This is a genomic window from Methylobacterium sp. R2-1, from assembly GCF_014191355.1.
Classification (GTDB): Bacteria; Pseudomonadota; Alphaproteobacteria; order Rhizobiales; family Beijerinckiaceae; genus Methylobacterium.
Window position 1 is genome coordinate 20,974 of record NZ_JACHWM010000014.1, and the last position, 16,334, is coordinate 37,307.

Annotated in this window: 16 protein-coding genes and 1 other RNA gene; 8 read left to right on the forward strand and 9 right to left on the reverse strand. The window is 69.3% G+C overall.

What is annotated here, in order from left to right; all coding sequences use genetic code 11:
* From FHU13_RS19130 to gap, 7 genes are all read right to left on the reverse strand, one after another.
* Positions 1-1,404 carry an amino acid permease gene (locus FHU13_RS19130; protein ID WP_183437443.1) on the reverse strand — a complete coding sequence of 468 codons (1,404 nt, stop codon included), beginning with the start codon at positions 1,402-1,404 and terminating at the stop codon, positions 1-3.
* Between the two features lie 128 nt (positions 1,405-1,532).
* Positions 1,533-2,618: a tetratricopeptide repeat protein gene (locus FHU13_RS19135; RefSeq protein WP_183437444.1), complete on the reverse strand. Its 1,086-nt coding sequence runs from the start codon at positions 2,616-2,618 to the stop codon at positions 1,533-1,535.
* 77 nt (positions 2,619-2,695) lie between these two features.
* Positions 2,696-3,364: a thiamine phosphate synthase gene (locus tag FHU13_RS19140; protein WP_183437445.1), complete on the reverse strand. Its 669-nt coding sequence runs from the start codon at positions 3,362-3,364 to the stop codon at positions 2,696-2,698.
* Positions 3,365-3,370: 6 nt separating this feature from the next.
* Positions 3,371-4,438, reverse strand: a complete 1,068-nt coding sequence (gene fba / locus FHU13_RS19145) for a class II fructose-bisphosphate aldolase (protein ID WP_183437446.1) — start codon at positions 4,436-4,438, stop codon at positions 3,371-3,373.
* A gap of 159 nt (positions 4,439-4,597) precedes the next feature.
* Positions 4,598-5,800, reverse strand: coding sequence for a phosphoglycerate kinase (locus FHU13_RS19150; RefSeq protein ID WP_183437447.1), 1,203 nt, complete (start codon positions 5,798-5,800; stop codon positions 4,598-4,600).
* A gap of 119 nt (positions 5,801-5,919) precedes the next feature.
* Positions 5,920-6,432 carry a hypothetical protein gene (locus FHU13_RS19155; RefSeq protein WP_183437448.1) on the reverse strand — a complete coding sequence of 171 codons (513 nt, stop codon included), beginning with the start codon at positions 6,430-6,432 and terminating at the stop codon, positions 5,920-5,922.
* A gap of 114 nt (positions 6,433-6,546) precedes the next feature.
* Positions 6,547-7,554, reverse strand: a complete 1,008-nt coding sequence (gene gap / locus FHU13_RS19160; RefSeq protein ID WP_183437449.1) for a type I glyceraldehyde-3-phosphate dehydrogenase — start codon at positions 7,552-7,554, stop codon at positions 6,547-6,549.
* 474 nt (positions 7,555-8,028) lie between these two features.
* On the opposite strand from gap, the gene FHU13_RS19165 reads away from it, so the two are divergent.
* From FHU13_RS19165 to FHU13_RS19200, 8 genes are all read left to right on the forward strand, one after another.
* Positions 8,029-8,349: a DUF4164 domain-containing protein gene (locus FHU13_RS19165; protein ID WP_183437450.1), complete on the forward strand. Its 321-nt coding sequence runs from the start codon at positions 8,029-8,031 to the stop codon at positions 8,347-8,349.
* A gap of 22 nt (positions 8,350-8,371) precedes the next feature.
* On the forward strand, positions 8,372-8,743 hold the full coding sequence (locus FHU13_RS19170) for a cell division protein ZapA (protein WP_183437451.1): 372 nt from the start codon (positions 8,372-8,374) through the stop codon (positions 8,741-8,743).
* Between the two features lie 136 nt (positions 8,744-8,879).
* Positions 8,880-9,036: non-coding RNA, 6S RNA (gene ssrS, locus FHU13_RS19175), on the forward strand.
* On the forward strand, positions 9,026-9,616 hold the full coding sequence (locus tag FHU13_RS19180) for a 5-formyltetrahydrofolate cyclo-ligase (protein ID WP_183437452.1): 591 nt from the start codon (positions 9,026-9,028) through the stop codon (positions 9,614-9,616). The genes ssrS and FHU13_RS19180 overlap by 11 nt, the downstream gene beginning before the upstream one ends.
* 65 nt (positions 9,617-9,681) lie before the next feature.
* Positions 9,682-10,503 (forward strand): TIGR00282 family metallophosphoesterase, encoded by an 822-nt coding sequence (locus FHU13_RS19185; RefSeq protein ID WP_183437453.1) that lies wholly within the window; start codon positions 9,682-9,684, stop codon positions 10,501-10,503.
* A 134-nt stretch (positions 10,504-10,637) separates the two neighbouring features.
* Positions 10,638-11,630 carry a MotA/TolQ/ExbB proton channel family protein gene (locus FHU13_RS19190; protein ID WP_183437454.1) on the forward strand — a complete coding sequence of 331 codons (993 nt, stop codon included), beginning with the start codon at positions 10,638-10,640 and terminating at the stop codon, positions 11,628-11,630.
* Positions 11,631-11,724: 94 nt separating this feature from the next.
* A complete protein-coding gene (locus FHU13_RS19195; protein ID WP_183437455.1) occupies positions 11,725-12,738 on the forward strand; it encodes a peptidoglycan -binding protein in 1,014 nt (337 codons plus the stop codon).
* A 122-nt stretch (positions 12,739-12,860) separates the two neighbouring features.
* A complete protein-coding gene (locus FHU13_RS19200) occupies positions 12,861-13,028 on the forward strand; it encodes a hypothetical protein (RefSeq protein ID WP_246714754.1) in 168 nt (55 codons plus the stop codon).
* Positions 13,029-13,149: 121 nt separating this feature from the next.
* Here the strand turns inward: FHU13_RS19200 and FHU13_RS19205 are convergent, their stop codons facing one another.
* Positions 13,150-14,157, reverse strand: coding sequence for a D-cysteine desulfhydrase family protein (locus FHU13_RS19205; protein WP_183437456.1), 1,008 nt, complete (start codon positions 14,155-14,157; stop codon positions 13,150-13,152).
* A gap of 18 nt (positions 14,158-14,175) precedes the next feature.
* A complete protein-coding gene (locus FHU13_RS19210; RefSeq protein ID WP_183437457.1) occupies positions 14,176-16,032 on the reverse strand; it encodes an ABC transporter transmembrane domain-containing protein in 1,857 nt (618 codons plus the stop codon).
* Positions 16,033-16,334: the final 302 nt, after the last annotated feature.

Genomic DNA, 16,334 nt, shown 5'->3' on the forward strand with positions numbered 1-16,334 from the left:
TTATCCGGCGGCGACCACGGCGTGCTTCCGGCCGTAGAGCGCGTAGAACACCAGCCCGAAGAGGTTCCAGACCACGAACCAGAGCTGGGTCGTCGCGGGCAGGCTGAAGAACAGGTACCCGCAGCCCAGAATCGTGACCGTCCCGATCAGCCAGGGCAGCGGCGCACGGAAGGTGCGGCGGGCGTCGGGCGCGCGGACGCGCATCACCAGCATGCAGGCCGCGACCGCAATGAACGCTGCGAGCGTCCCGGCATTGGCGAGCGCCGCAAGCTCCCCGAGAGGAACGAGACCGGCGAGCACGGTCACGATGGCGGCGGTAAAGAGCGTGATCCGAACCGGCGTTCCGGCGGCGGAGACCTTGGCGAGGCTCTGCGGCAGCATCCCGTCGCGGGCCATGGTGAAGAAGATGCGGCTCTGCCCGTAGAAGAAGGCGAGGATGACGGTCGGCAGCGCGATCACGGCCGAGGCGGCGAGATACTGCGCCACGAGCGGCCGGCCGAGTTCGCGCAGGATGAGCGCCAGCGGCTCCGGGCTGTCGGCGAACCGGGTGTAGGACACGGCGCCCACTGCGGCGACCGCGACCGCGACGTAGATCAGAACGCAGGCCGCCATCGACCCGACGATGCCGATCATCAGGTCGCGGCCCGGATTGCGCGTCTCCTCCGCGGCGGTGGCGATGGCATCGAAGCCGTAGAAGGCGAAGAAGATGATGGCGGCCGCGGCCATGACGCCGCGCTCGACCCCGTCGGGTCCGACGTTCTTGGAGAAGCCGAAGGGACTGAACGGCTCGAGATGGGCGGCATCGAAGGCGGGCAGCGCGAAGGCCACGAAGACGACGAGCGCGGCGATCTTCACCAGAACCAGCACGGCGTTGACCGTGGCGCTCTCCCGCGTGCCGCGCAGGAGCAGCACGGCGACCAGGACGATGATGCCGACGGCCGGAAGGTTGACGAGGCCGCCCGCGTCCGGCCCCTGCATCAGGGCTTTGGGAACCCCGAGATAGTTCTCCAGCAGCGGCGCGGCGTAACCCGACCAGCCGACGGCGACCGCGCTCACCACGAGGGAATATTCGAGGATCAGGCTCCAGCCGATGATCCAGGCCAGCAACTCGCCGAGCACGACGTAGCTGTAGGTGTAGGCACTGCCCGAGACCGGGATCATCGTCGCCATCTCGGCGTAAGCCAGCGCCGCACAGGCGCAGATCACCCCGGCGATGGCGAAGGAGAGGATCACCGCCGGCCCGGCCTTGGCCGCGCCGACGCCGATGAGCGTGAGGATGCCGGTCCCGACGATGGCGCCGACGCCGAGCGCCACGAGGTGCGGCCAGCTCAGCGTTCGAACCAGCCGTCGCTCTTCGCCGGGCTCCAGTTGCAAGGACTTGCGGCGAAGAAGGCTGGATGTCATCCGGGCTCCTGTCACGCGGTTGTACGAGGGCGCAAGCAGGCGTGACAGTCACATCATCGCGCGGGTGTCGTCGGACGCGCCAGCCCCTTGTCCGGCCCCGTCTTTTCGAACGCGCCGAGGGAAAGTCGCTACGGTGAAAGGCTCGCCCGGTCCGCCGCCAGCACTTCGGCGCGCTTGCGCTCCTCCGGGTTGAGGCTGGCGGTTGCCTGATCGAGGCCGGCATCGGCGCGGCCCTGCGACGCCGCGGCGAGGTTCCAGGCCGCGGCCTCGACGAGGTTCTTCGGCACGCCACGGCCGGCGACGTAGAGCTTGGCGATCCGGTTCTGGGCGATGGCGTTGCCGCGCTGGGCGGCGTGCAGGAAGTAGCGGGCGGCGCGGGCCTCGTCCTTGGGCACGCCGTCACCGTTGAACAGACGAATCGCGAACTCGACCTCGGCCCCGAGATCGCCGTTGTCGGCGGCACGACGGAACCATTGCGCGGCCTGGGTCGTGTCCTTGGAAACACCCTTTCCCTGAAGGTAGAGCACGCCGAGCGCGTATTGCGCCGCTGGAACCTCGGCCTCGGCGGCCGTGCGGAAATTGGCCAGGGCCGCGGCCAGATCCGCCGGCTTGTCGCTGGCGAGCTGAATGAGTGCGAGATTGTAGCAGGCGCTGGGCTGCCCCTTGCGCGCCGCCTGTTCGAGCCAAGTTCGGCCGGCCTTCTCGTCCTTGGGCTGCCCGCGCCCGTCCATCGCCATCAGGCCGAGGGAGGCCATGGCGTTGGCGTCGTTCTGCGCGGCGGCGAGCCGGTACCACTCGTGGGCGCGCTTCGGGTCCTGCTTGACCCCGAGGCCCTGGTTGTAGAGTTCGCCGAGCAGCGTCATCGCCGCGGCGTCCTTCGGATTCGCCTCGATGCGTTTCGTCGCCTCGCGGAAGGCGGTGACATAACGACCGCGCTGATAGGCACCGTAGGCCGCGTCGGCATTCGGGTTCGGGCTCGCCGGCTTCGCCCCCTCGGCATTGGGCGAGTAGGGCGAGGGCAGCTCGCGCTTGAGGTCGAGCTGGTTCGGCTTGGCTTGATTCGCATTGGCCGGCGTCTGCGCTGCGGGCTCCTTCGTCGCCGGCTGTTTGGGGGCCGCGTGCAGTCCACCGATGTCGAGCGCGAGGATGGCGCAGGCGCTCAGTGCCGCAGCGGACAGGGCGTGAGATCGGCCCCTGCTCTGCTCGGTCGTCATCCGCCCTCGGACGCCCCCTCTCCAACGAGGGCAAAGAATCCAGCCGATCAACGGTGCCTCGAACCCGCCCGAAAAGGTCATCGTGCCCCGTCGAGCTGCGCCTGCGCGGCCCGAACCCCCTCGGGATCGTCGCGCCATAGGCTGCTCTCCAGCCCGACGAACTCGGCGCCCGTCACAGCCAGCGCCGCGACATCACCGGCAGCGGTCGCGACCGCGATGCAGGGTGACTCGAAGATCTCGGCCCACCACGTCGCGCGCTCGCGCACCTCCTCCACATCAGGGGCCGCGCCGTCGGGAAAGAGGCCGCCGAACATCAGGTAATCGACGCCGGTCTCGCCCGCGACCATCGCCGCGTCCCGCGAGCCGAGCACCCCGCCCGTGCCGAGGATGCGGCCATCGCGCAGACGCCCACGCAGATCGCGCAAGGTTTCTTCATCCGCCCGGTCGAGATGCACCCCGTCCGCCCCGCCGCGGGCCGCGACGGAGACGATGTCGCCGGCAAAGCCCGGCACCGAGACGAGGACTGCCGCACCGCGCTCCTGGGCCGGCGGCGCCAGCCGCTTGACGAGGTTGACGAGGCTGCGCTCGTCGGCCGCGGCCAACCGCAGGATCACCGCCGCCACATCGCCCGCGGCGCAGGCCGCATCGAGCGCCGCGGCGGTCGCCTCAGTCTCGGATGGACCGAGACCGTAGGGGGTAAGGAGGGCGAGGCGGGGCCGTGGCGCCGCCGAGTCTTTCTCGGCCATGGCGGATCAGGCGTCGATCTTCGGGTCGAGGGAGCCGTTGGCGTAGCGCTTGGCCATCTCGGCCACCGAGATCGGGCGGATCTTCGAGCCCTGGCCGGCCGTGTTGAACTCCTCGAAGCGCTGCTTGCACAGCTTGGTCATCGCCTCCATCGCGGGCTTCAGGTACTTGCGTGGATCGAACTCGGAGGGGTTCTCGGTCAGCACCTTCCGGATCTGGCCGGTCATCGCCATGCGGTTGTCGGTGTCGATGTTGATCTTGCGCACGCCGTGCTTGATGCCGCGCTGGATCTCCTCGACCGGCACGCCCCAGGTCGGCTTCATCTGGCCGCCGTACTGGTTGATGATGTCCTGAAGGTCCTGCGGGACCGAGGAGGAGCCGTGCATGACGAGGTGGGTCGTCGGCAGACGGCGGTGGATCTCCTCGATCACGCCCATGGCGAGCACGTCGCCGTCCGGCTTGCGGGTGAACTTGTAGGCGCCGTGGCTGGTACCCATGGCCACCGCCAGCGCATCGACCTTGGTGGCGGTGACGAACTTCACCGCCTCGTCCGGATCGGTCAGGAGCTGATCGTGGGACAGGACGCCCTCGGCGCCGTGGCCGTCCTCGGCCTCGCCCTGGCCGCTTTCCAGCGAGCCCAGCACGCCGAGCTCGCCCTCGACCGAGACGCCGGCCCAGTGGGCCATCTTGGTGACGTTGCGGGTGATCTCGACGTTGTAGTTGTAGTCGGCCGGGGTCTTGCCGTCGGCCTTGAGCGAGCCGTCCATCATCACCGAGGTGAAGCCGTACTGGATCGCGGTGGCACAGGTGGCTTCGTTGTTGCCGTGGTCGAGATGCATGCAGACCGGGATGTGCGGGTAGATCTCGACCAGCCCATCGATGAGCTTGGCCAGCACCACGTCGTTGGCATAGGCGCGCGCGCCGCGGCTCGCCTGGAGGATCACCGGCGAGTCCGTGGCGTCCGCCGCCGCCATGATGGCGAGCCCCTGCTCCATGTTGTTCAGGTTGAACGCGGGCACGCCGTAGCCGTACTCGGCGGCGTGATCGAGGAGCTGCCGGAGAGTGATGCGTGCCATGGTTCGATCCTCGTGCGATGCGGCCTCAGCCGGGCCTGTCCGGTGTTGAGGCCAATATAGGCGTATCGGCGCCGTGAGCCTGCGCCACGGCGTGAAAATCCTGGGCGTATGTCGTCGACCGCGGCATCCCCTCCCCGTCGGCCGGAGAGGGTGGCGGCATCAGCTCTTCGCGCGCAGCGCCTCGACGCCGGGCAGTTCCTTGCCCTCGAGCCATTCGAGGAAGGCGCCGCCGGCGGTGGAGACGTAGGAGAAGTCCTTTCCCACGCCCGCATGATTCAGCGCAGCCACGGTGTCGCCGCCGCCCGCGACACTGACGAGCTGGCCGGCCTTGGTCCGCCGGGCCGCATGCTGGGCGACCGCGACCGTGCCGGTGTCGAACGGCGTCAGTTCAAAGGCGCCGAGCGGGCCGTTCCAGACGAGTGTCCGCGCCTCGTCGATGGCACCGTCGATCGTAGCGATGGAGGAGGCGCCGACATCGAGGATCATCGCGTCGGAGGGCACCGCATCGACCGGCACGGTCTCGTTCTCGGCATGGGCCTTGAACTCGCGAGCGACCAGCGCATCGACCGGCAGGATGATGGTGCAGTTCTTCTCCTTGGCCGCGGCCAGGATGCGCTTGGCGGTCTCGGCGAGATCCTTCTCGCACAGCGACTTGCCGACATCCTTTCCTTGAGCGTGCAGGAAGGTGTTGGCCATGCCGCCGCCGATCACCAGCATGTCGACCTTGGCCACGAGGTTTTCGAGGAGGTCGATTTTCGTCGAGACCTTGGCGCCGCCGACGATGGCGATGACCGGGCGGGCCGGGGCTTCGAGACCCTTGGTGAGCGCGTCGAGTTCGGTCTGCATCAGGCGCCCGGCATAGGCCGGCAGCAGGCGGGCGAGCCCTTCGGTCGAGGCGTGAGCGCGGTGGGCGGCGGAGAACGCCTCGTTGACGTAGATATCGCCGTTGGCCGCGAGCGCCTCGGCGAACTCGGAGGAATTCTTCTCCTCGCCCGCGTGATAGCGGGTGTTTTCGAGGAGGAGCACGTCGCCGTCCTTGAGTCCCGCGACCGCCTTCGCGGCAGCCTCGCCCACGCAATCCTCGCCGAAGGCCACCGGCCGCCCGAGCTTTTCCGAGAGGGTGGAAAGGATGGGTTTGAGCGAGTCCTTCGGGTCCGGCTTGCCCTTGGGGCGGCCGAAATGCGCGAGCAGGATCACCCGCCCGCCCCCATCGGCGATCTCGCGGATCGTCGGCACCACGCGCTCGATCCGGGTCGCGTCGGTGACGCGGCCGCCCTCCATCGGCACGTTGAGATCGACGCGCAGCAGCACGCGCTTGCCCTGGAGCGGGCCGGCATCGTCGAGGGTGCGGAAATCCGTCATGGCGGCGTCAGGTTCTTCTCAGAGGGCTCTCCGCCGAAGTGGATACCGGTCCGGCGGAGAGAGCGCAGCAAAACAGGAAATCGGAGCCGAGCATGATCGCGGCGCGATCGGGCACGGCTCTAAGGGTTGGAGGCCGGGGGATTGGCGGGCGCTGTCTGGCTCTGGCCGCCGAGGTTGTGCGGCAGCATCCGGTCGAGGTTCAGCCGCTGCACGGCGACCACCAGCGCGACAGTGAGCACGGCGGTGATGATGGCCGTCAGAACGAGAGCGCCGGTGCCGGGCAGGCGGCCGACCCGGTCGGACAGGGTGCGGACCTCGCTGCGCAGGGACGAGAGATCGGCCTGACGCGCCGCGTCGTTCATCCGGGTCGAGGCCGACTCGACCTTCTCTTCGACGCGCGAGAGCAGCGCCTCGGAGCGGGCGTACTTGTCCTCGATGCGCGCCGTCTTGTCCTCGATGCGGGCAAGCTGGTCGGCGTGGTTGACGGCGGCGGCGGGTAGCTCGGCCTTTCCGACGGCCGGCGGCGAGGCTGCAGGAGAGGGCGGCGCAGCTGCGGACGGCGCGGAGGAGGACGGGGTCGCGGAGGGAATGAAATCGGCCCCGGTAGGCTTGGCCGTCGAAATCTCGGTCATCGCGTACGCACCTTGGATCTTCGGCGAGCCAGGCTCGCCTAAGGAAACTCGAAGGCAATCGGGAGCGACCGGTCTGGCGCGACCGATCGCTCCTGTAGAAGCGTAGCTAGAGCGTCAGATCAGCTTGGCCATGGCCACGGCGGTATCGGCCATGCGGTTCGAGAAGCCCCACTCGTTGTCGTACCAGGAGAGGATGCGCACGAAGGTGCCGTCCATGACCTTGGTCTGGTCAAGGTGGAAGGTGGACGAGTGCGGATCGTGGTTGAAGTCGATCGACACGTTCGGCCGGTCGGTCACGCCGAGCACGCCCTTGAGCGGGCCGGCAGCAGCCGCCTTGATCGCGTCGTTGATCTCCTGAACCGAGGTCTCGCGCTTGGCGGTGAAGACGAGATCGACCGCCGAGACGTTCGGGGTCGGCACGCGGATCGCGGTTCCGTCGAGCTTGCCCTTCAGCTCCGGCAGCACCAGGCCGACGGCCTTGGCCGCACCGGTCGAGGTCGGGATCATCGAGAGCGCGGCGGCGCGCGCCCGGTAGAGATCCTTGTGCATCTGATCCAGCGAGGGTTGGTCGTTGGTGTAGGAGTGGATCGTGGTCATGAAGCCGCGCTCGATGCCCACGGTCTCGTCGAGGATCTTGGCGATCGGGGCGAGGCAGTTCGTGGTGCAGGAGGCGTTGGACACCACGAGGTGCTCGCCCGTCAGCCGGTCGTGGTTCACGCCGTAGACGACCGTGAGATCGGCGCCGTCGGCGGGTGCCGAGACGAGGACGCGCTTGGCGCCCGCATCGAGATGCGCCTTCGCCTTGTCCTTCGAGGTGAAGATGCCGGTGCATTCCATCGCGATGTCGACGCCGAGATCGCGATGGGGCAGCTCGGCCGGGTTGCGCACGGCGGTGACGCGGATGCGCTTGCCGTTGATGACGATGTCGTCGCCCTCGACCGCGACCTCGGCCGGGAAGCGACCGTGCACCGAGTCGTAGCGCAGCAGGTGAGCGTTGGTCTCGACCGGGCCGAGATCGTTGATCGCGACGACCTCGATATCGGTGCGGCCGGCCTCGACGATGGCGCGCAGCACGTTGCGGCCGATGCGTCCGAACCCGTTGATGGCAACCTTGACGGTCACGGCGTGACTCCTTCGTGATGGGGCGCACCCGCGCGCCGATGGGAAACAGGTCGGCCCGGCCGGCGGACTTCGCGCGCGGCATCCGATGAATGTGAGACCGCTCCAAGCGGGGCGGCACTGAACGGGGGATGAACCGTGAAGCGGCCCGCACCCGTCCGGTCGGCGGACGGTCTGAGCGGGGAGCCGGAAAACATCACGGTCTTGGGATTCCGTCGGGCGGCCCCGCGCCGGGGGATCGAAGCCGGGTGCGGGCTCTCTAACATGGCGACCGGGACTGTCAAAGATCAGGGCAAAGATCTGGGGCGGCACTGTGAATTGTCTGGAATTTCGAATGCTCTTGGCTGAAACCTGTTCGCAGCGAGGGTTCGGAGTACCGCGGAAGTTCCTCCGCCGTCGGCCGTTTGCGTTCTGGCAGCCACGGCGCCGGACGCGTTCCGTGGCAGGCTCCGACGAGGCGGCAACCGACGGGTGACTATGGCGCGAACGGATTCGAAGTCGGTGCAGGCGAAAGAGCAGAACGGCGGCAGCCTGGAGGAGGCACTGCACCGGCTTGATACGGCGCTCGCGCTGCTCGAGACGGCGGTGGCGCGCAAGCTCGAGACCGAGCGCAGCCGCGGTGACCGGGAGACGGAGTTCGCCCTGCTGGAGGAGGACCGGGTGCGGCTCGCCGCCGAACTCGATGCGGCGGGCGCGCGGCTCGCGCGGATGACGAGCACCACCGGCGAGGTGAACCGCCGCCTCGATCGCGCCATCGAGACGGTGGAAGACGTGCTGTCCGGCCCCACCGGGCGCTGAGTTCGAGTCAGGTTCTTCGCGGATGCCGCACGTCAACGTCACCATCGCGGGCAAGAGCTACCGGATGGCCTGCGGCCCCGGCGAGGAGGATCACCTCGCGGCCCTGGCCAAGAGCTTTGATGATCGTGTCGCCGAGATGCGCGGCACCTTCGGCGAGATCGGCGACATGCGCCTGCACGTCATGGCCTCGCTGACGCTGGCCGACGAACTGCTCGAGGCCCGGCGCCGCATCGCCGACCTGGAGCGGAACGCGGCCCAGGGCGCCGCCGACCAGGCGCGGCTCGCGAGCGGCGTCAGTGGCGCCGCCGAGCGCATCGACCGTCTTGCCCGTGCCCTGTCAGGGCAGCCGGTCGGGCCCTCCGCGGGCAAGGGGGAGGCCGAGCGCGGCGGTTGACCGGGTCGGCGCGGACCGCAGGGCGGGCCGCGCGACGGAGATGTCGCAGCCGGATCACCGCGCCGGCTTCGAATTATCTCGGCCAAGACGCGATCGGCCCCTGGCGCCCGAGCCCCGGCACGTCTATCTCTGGCGGGCGGGGCTGCAGAGTTCGTCAGGAGAACTTTCCCCGGGGCCTTATCGACTCCCTAGGGAGCTGTCACTGGCCTCGTCCGTGGACTTGGCCAACACGGCGCCCACCTACTCTGTAGGTTTCCCGGGATCGACACTCCAACGGCTCAAGTGGCTCCGCACTCATCTCCCGAACGCTCGCTGAAGGCGAGCCTCCGCGCCGAGGCGCTGGCGCGCCGCGACGCGCTGTCTCCCGAGGCCCGCATCGCCGGCGCACTCGCCGCTGCCGAAACCATCGCGGCGATCCCCGAACTCGCGCAGGCACCGCTGGTCGGCGCGTTCTGGCCGATCCGCTCCGAGATCGACCCCCGCCCACTCATCGAGCGCTTCTTCGCCCGCGGTCAGCGTGTTGCTTTACCGAAAGTCACGAAGCAGGGTCTCGTCTTCCGCGAATGGCGCGCGGGCGAGGAACTGGTGAAGGGCGGCTTCGGCCTCAGCGAGCCCCGCGACGACCTTCCCCCGCTCGACCCCACGGCCCTGATCGTGCCGCTCGCCGCCTTCGACCGCGCGGGCCAGCGCATCGGCTACGGCGCGGGCTACTACGATCAGGCGATCGAGCGGCTCTCGAAGAACGGTCCGGTCCTGACGGTCGGCATCGCCTTCTCCGTGCAGGAAATCGAGCGCGTCCCGGCCGAGCCGCACGACCGCCCCCTCGACCATCTCGTGACCGAGACCGGATCCGTGCCGCTCCGGCAAAGCTGAATTCTCAATCTGTCTCGCATCGGCTTCTCCGAGAAGCCGGCGACCACCTTTCGGGCCGATGCTGCATGCGCATCCTTTTCCTCGGCGACATCGTCGGACGTCCCGGCCGCAACGCCGTCACGGAGCGCCTGCCGGCCCTGCGCGAGTGCTGGCGCCTCGATTGCGTGGTGATCAACGGCGAGAACGCAGCCGGCGGCTTCGGCATTACCGAATCGATCTGCGACGAGATCCTCCAGGCCGGCGCCGACGCGGTGACGCTCGGCAACCACTCCTTCGACCAGCGCGAGGCGCTCGTCTTCATCGCCCGCCAGCCGCGGCTGATCCGACCGGCGAACTACCCGCCCGGAACCCCGGGCCGCGGCGCGGCGGTGATCGAGACCGCGCGCGGCGCCCGCGTGCTCGTCGTCAACGTGATGGGCCGGATCTACCTCGATCCCCTCGACGACCCCTTCACCGCCGCGGACCGGGAACTCGACGCCTGCCCGCTCGGGGCGGCGGCGGATGCTGTGATCGTCGATGTCCATGCCGAGGCCACCAGCGAGAAGCAGGCCATGGCGCACTTCCTCGACGGCCGGGCCAGCCTCGTCGTCGGCACCCACACCCACGCTCCGACCGGCGACCACCGCATCCTGCCCGGCGGCACCGCCTACCTCTCGGATGCCGGCATGTGCGGCGATTACGATTCCGTGCTCGGCATGCAGAAGGAAGAGCCGGTGCGCCGCTTCCTTCAGAAAACACCGGGCTCGCGCCTCGAGTCAGCCACTGGCGAGGGCACCCTGTGCGGCGTCGCGGTGGAGACCGATGACGCGACGGGACTGGCCAAGCGAGTCTGGGCGGTCCGGCTCGGGCCGCATCTGGAAGAGACCTGGCCGCGCGAGTGGGACTGAGCCCGGGCATCGAGGCGCGTCGAACGACGGGCGCCGTGACTTGATCGCGGCAGGCCGAGCCGCCAGAGTGCCGCCGGTTTAGTCACAGCGGTGCCGCCGGTCCCGGCGTCAGGCCCAACACGAGTATGGACCCGATGGCGGCCCGTTCCGCGACCTCCGACACGCTTCCCCTCGGCAAACCCGGCATGACGCTGGTGCGGATGCTGGTGTTTCTGGCGCTCGCGGGCTTCCTCGCCTTCGTCCTCTACAAGCAGATCACACCGGCCTTCCTCGCCAATCCGGGCCTGAACGGGCTGATCCTCGGTGTTCTGCTGATCGCGATTCTGCTCGCTTTCGGCCAGGTGACGCGGCTGTTTCGTGAGGTGCGCTACGTCAACGCGGTCGCCGCCGGGCAGAACCCGAAGGACAGGCCGACCCTGCTCGCGCCGCTGCTGCCCGCCATCGCGGCCCGGCGCCAGGGTATGACGCTGTCGAGCACCCGCGCGCATCTCGACACCACCGCGGTGCGGCTCGACGAAGGCCGCGAGATCCTGCGCTACATCGCCGGCATCCTGATTTTGCTCGGCCTGCTCGGCACCTTCTGGGGCCTGATCGAGACACTCTCGGCGGTGGGCTCGGTGATCGGCGGCATGCGCGGCGGCGGCGATGCGGCAGTGATGTTCGACGAGTTGAAGAGCGGGCTCGCCGTGCCGCTCTCCGGCATCGGCCTCGCCTTCTCCGCCTCGCTGTTCGGCCTCGCCTCCTCGCTGATCGTCGGCTTCCTCGACCTTCAGGCGGGTCAAGCCCATTCGCGCTTCCACAATGAACTGGAAGACTGGCTCGTCTCCGGCGAGGAGCAGGCGGTCACCACCACCGCCGTCGCTGCGCGCCCGGCGCCGGAGTATGACCCGGCCATCGCCCGCGAGCTGCAGGCCGCGGTGGACCGCCTGAGCGGCGTCATCGCCGAGGGTGCCGGGGGCCGGGGCGCGACCCAGGCCATGACCAACCTCGCCGAGGGTATCCAGGGCCTCGTGCAGCACATGCGTGCCGAGCAGCAGATGATCCGCGACTGGGTCGAGGCCCAGGCCGCCCGGGAGCGCGAACTGAAGCAGGTGCTCGAACGGCTGGCGCGCGAGAAGGTCAATTAAGAGCATGGTCGAGCGAAGGGGAGGCCGGTTCGCGTGAAGACCATGCGACCACGGACATCAGCGCCGCTCCCGCGGCAGCGGGAAGGGTGCTGAGATGGCGTCGGTCCGTGCGCGCTCGCAGCGCAGCCTGAACGTCTGGCCGGGCTATGTCGATGCGCTCGCCACGCTCCTGCTCGCGGTCGTGTTCCTGCTCACCGTCTTCGTGGTGGGGCAATTCTTCCTCTCGCAGGAATTGACCGGGCGCGACGCGGTTCTGACCCGCCTCAACCGCCAGATCGCCGACCTCACCGATCTGCTGGCGCTGGAGCGCTCCAGCCGCCGCGCGCAGGAAGAGGCGGCCTCCGGCCTGCGCAACACCCTGACCGCCACGGAGGCCGAGCGCGACCGGCTCCGGGCGCTCGCCGATGCGAACGAAGCGGCCCAGGGCAAGAGCGCCGACGTCGATGCGCAACTCGCCGCCGAGCGCGGCGCGACGCAGCGGGCGCAGAATCAGGTCGAGCTTCTCAACGAGCAGATCCGAGCTCTGCGCCGGCAGCTCGCGGCGCTTGAGGACGCACTGGCGGCCTCCGAATCCCGCGACCGGGAGAGCCAAGCGCGGATCGCCGAACTCGGCAGCCGCCTCAACGTGGCGCTTGCCCAGCGGGTGCAGGAACTCGCCCGCTACCGCTCCGACTTCTTCGGGCGCCTGCGCCAGATCATCGGCAGCCGCACGGATGTCCGCATCGTCGGCGACCGCTTCGTGCTGCAATCCGAGGTGCTGTTCGCAGCGGGCTCCGCGGCGCTGAAGCCCGAAGCGGGACCGGAGCTCGACCGGATCGCGAGCGCGATCCTCGACATCGCGCGGGAGATCCCGGCCGATATCCCATGGGTGCTGCGCGTCGACGGCCACACCGACGCGCGGCCGATCCAATCGGCTCAGTTCCCCTCGAACTGGGCCCTGTCGGCGGCGCGCGCCATCGCGGTCGTACAGTATCTGCGGACCAAGGGGCTCCCGCCGCAGCGACTGCTCGCGGGTGCCTTCGGCGAGTTCCAGCCGCTCGATTCGGGAACGAGTGAGGAGGCCTTTTCGAGAAACCGCCGGATCGAGATGAAGCTGACGGAGCGGTGAGACGCGCTGCACGGCGGCTCGAGCATATCGCTGCGCAGCCTAATCTTCGGTCATGACGGTCGAAGCGCTCTGCATCCTGCATCAGCAGGTACTGCGATCCGCCTTCGGATCTCGACCGTGTCGTGCTGACGTCCGACGTGACATCCGATGACGGCGACACGGTCGCTGCCCGCTCCGAGGGAACGATCGTCGGCGCCTGGCGCGACGGCGCGGCCTACGAGGTGGAGTTCACGACCCCCGTCGCAGGTCTGGCCACTGCGTCGCCAGAACAGGTTTTCGTCCAAAATTGATTACGCGCGATGTCCTCTCCCCGCACGCGGGGAGAGGGATTCGATCGCCACCTCAGCGAACAGACTAATCCGCGTCGAATAGGCGCCAATAGGCGACAGGCACCTGGGATGGGAGCTGAATCTAAAACTCGCCCCGATACGCGAACAGCCCCGGCACCCCGCCGGTCATCACGAACAGCACCGCCGCGCCGCGCTCGTACAGGCCCGCGCGCACGTCGTGAAGCAGCCCCGCGAACGCCTTGCCGCTGTAGACGGGATCGAGCAACAGCCCCTCCGTCCGCGCCATCAATCGCACGGCCTCGCGCATGTCTTCGGTCGGGATCCCGTAGCCCGACCCGCGATGGGCGCCGTCCACGCGGATGGCGTCGTCCGACAGCGTCAGGCTGCCGCCGATCAGGGCGAGGGTGTCGCGGGCCTTGGCAAGTGTCGCCGCCCGCGCCTCGGGCTCCGGGGCGAGCACCGTGTAGGACTGGGCCAGATGCGGGTCGTGGCCGGCCGCGGCAAGGCCTGCGGCGAGGCCAGCATGGGTGCCGGAGCTGCCGTTCGGCACGACGATGCGGGCGAAGTCGATGCCGAGATTGGCCGATTGCTCCAGGATCTCGGCGACGCAGGCCGCGTAGCCGAGGCAGCCGAGCGGGCTCGACCCGCCGGAGGGGAAGACGAAGACGCGACGGCCCTCCCCTCTCAGCTCCTCGGCCCGCGCCTCGGCCCAAGCCAGCGAATCGGCCTCGCCCGGCAGCAGGTGGACGCGGGCGCCGAAAAGATCCTGCAGCAAGCGGTTGCCGTTGCCGGTGTAATCGGCGTCCTCCCGCGGGACGCTGCGGGTGAGGAACAGCTCGCAGGCCAGCCCCATCCGCGCGGCCGAGGCGGCGGTGAGACGGGCGTGGTTCGATTGCAGCGCGCCGACGGTAATCACCGTGTCGGCCCGCTCCGCCAGCGCTTGGCCGAGCAGGAATTCGAGCTTGCGCAGCTTGTTGCCGCCCAGTCCCACCGGGCCGACATCGTCGCGCTTCACGAACAGGCGAACGCCGTTCAGCTCGGTCCCGAGATGGGTCGAGAGACGGTCGAGCGAGCGGATCGGCGTCGGCCCGTCGGTGAGCGCCACGCGGGGGAAGCGGGTGAGGTCCATGGATCTCCCTTGCACCCGCTATTCCGCCGCGTGTTTCGGGCGCGGGTCGCGCGCCCGGGCGCTCTCGTCGAAGCTGTCGGCGAATTGCAGGCTCGCGAGTTGCGCGTAAAGGGCGCCGCGGGCGAGGAGGCTCTCGTGCGTGCCTTCCTCGACGATTTTCCCGCCGTCGAACACGAGGATGCGGTCGGCGGCGCGGATGGTCGCGAGGCGGTGGGCGATCACCAGCGTGGTGCGCCCCTGCATCAGCCGGTCGAGGGCCGTCTGCACGGCGCGCTCGCTCTCGGCATCGAGGGCCGAAGTCGCCTCGTCGAGGAGCAGGATCGGCGCGTCCTTGAGGATGGCGCGGGCGATGGCAACGCGCTGGCGCTGCCCGCCCGAGAGCGTGGTGCCGCGCTCGCCGAGCAGCGTCGCGTAGCCCTGCGGCAGGGCGCGGATGAAGCCGTCGGCGTTGGCGAGCCGGGCGGCCTCCTCGACCTCCGCCTCGCTGGCGCCGGGACGCCCGTAGCGGATGTTTTCCAGAACCGTGCCGGAGAACACCACCGGGTCCTGCGGCACCAGGGAGAGGCGTGCACGAAGGGCGTCGAGATCGGCCTGCGGCAGGGGCACGCCGTCGATCGTCACCTTTCCCTCGTCGGGGTCGTAGAAGCGCAGGAGCAATTGCAGCACCGTCGTCTTGCCGGCCCCCGAGGGGCCGACCAGGGCGATGCGCTCGCCCGGTGCCGCCGTGAACGAGACGTCGTCGAGCGCCGTGTGCTCGGGCCGGGTCGGGTAGCGGAAGCGCACTGCTTCGAACGCGACCGCACCACGTGCCGGGCTCGGCAGGGTGACCGGGTGCTCGGGGGAGCGGATCGCCGGCTCGGCGGCCAGGATCTCGCCGAGCCGCTCGGCGGCGCCCGCGGCCTGGGCGAGTTCGCCGTAGACCTCGGAGAGCTGGCCGAGCGCACTGGCGCCGAACACGGCGTAGAGCACGAATTGCGAGAGCTGGCCGGCGCTGGTGGTGCCCGCGAGCACACCCTTGGCGCCGTACCACATCACGCCGACCACGGAGGCCGAGATCAGGAAGATCGCCACACCCGTGAGCAGGGCCCGCGCCGTGATCGAGGCGCGCGCTGCCCGGTAGGCGTTCTCGGACGCGCCCGCGAAGCGCTCGGCGGTGGCACGGCCCATGCCGAAGGCCTGCATCGTGCGCACGGCGCCAACGGCTTCGGCCGCGTAGGCCGAAGCTTCGGCAAGGCGGTCCTGCGCCGCACGCGAGCGGCGGCGCACGCCACGGCCCGACAGGATCAGCGGAAACACGATGAGTGGGATCGCGGCCAGCACGAGGATCGACAGGCCTGGGCTCGTCCAGACCATCATCACGACGGCACCGACGAACAGGAACAGGTTGCGCAGCAGGATCGAGATCGAGACCCCGAACACCGCCTTGACCTGGGTCGCATCCGCCGTGAGCCGCGAGACGATCTCGCCGGATTGCGACTTGTCGAAGAAGGTCGGGTCGAGGCTCGTCAGGCGGGCGAAGACGGCCGAGCGCAGATCCGCCACGACGCGCTCGCCGAGTGTCACCACCGAGTAGTAGCGGCCCGCGCTCGACACGGCGAGCACCGCCACGACGCCGAGCAGTGCCAGGAAGTAGGAGTTGATGAGCGCCTGCCCCTCCGGCGAGAAGCCGTGGTCGATCACCCGGCGAATCGCGATCGGCACGACCAGCGTCGCGCCGGAGGCCGCGATCAGCGAGATCAGCGCCGCCAGAATGCGGCCCCTATAGCGGCTCGCGAAGGGAATCAGGGGTTTGAGCGCCCCGAGAGGCGCCCGGCCCCGGAGAGCCGCCTGCGGGTCGTCCCCTGCGCCGGACGACGCGTCACGCCTGCGGGCCATCATTCCTCGACATCGTTTCGTCCCGTTCTGTGCCGTTTCTGTCTTGGCCGGTTCCTCGGCCACTTCTTTCTTGGCCGCCTTTGTCTTGTCGTCCCGGCTTCGGGCCATCGCATACGCAGCGCGCGCCCCGATTTCCAGTTCGCGTCGGACCTGCGTGCCCATCATGGCCGATGTTCAGATCATCGTTTCGCGTCGTGCCGACGATCCGCCCTCTCTTGTCGGTCGCCCGAGGCTGAGGTATAGGCGCGCCTTCATCGGAATGCGCGCGATGTTTTGCCCCTGGCTCCTCCCCGGAGTGGCGG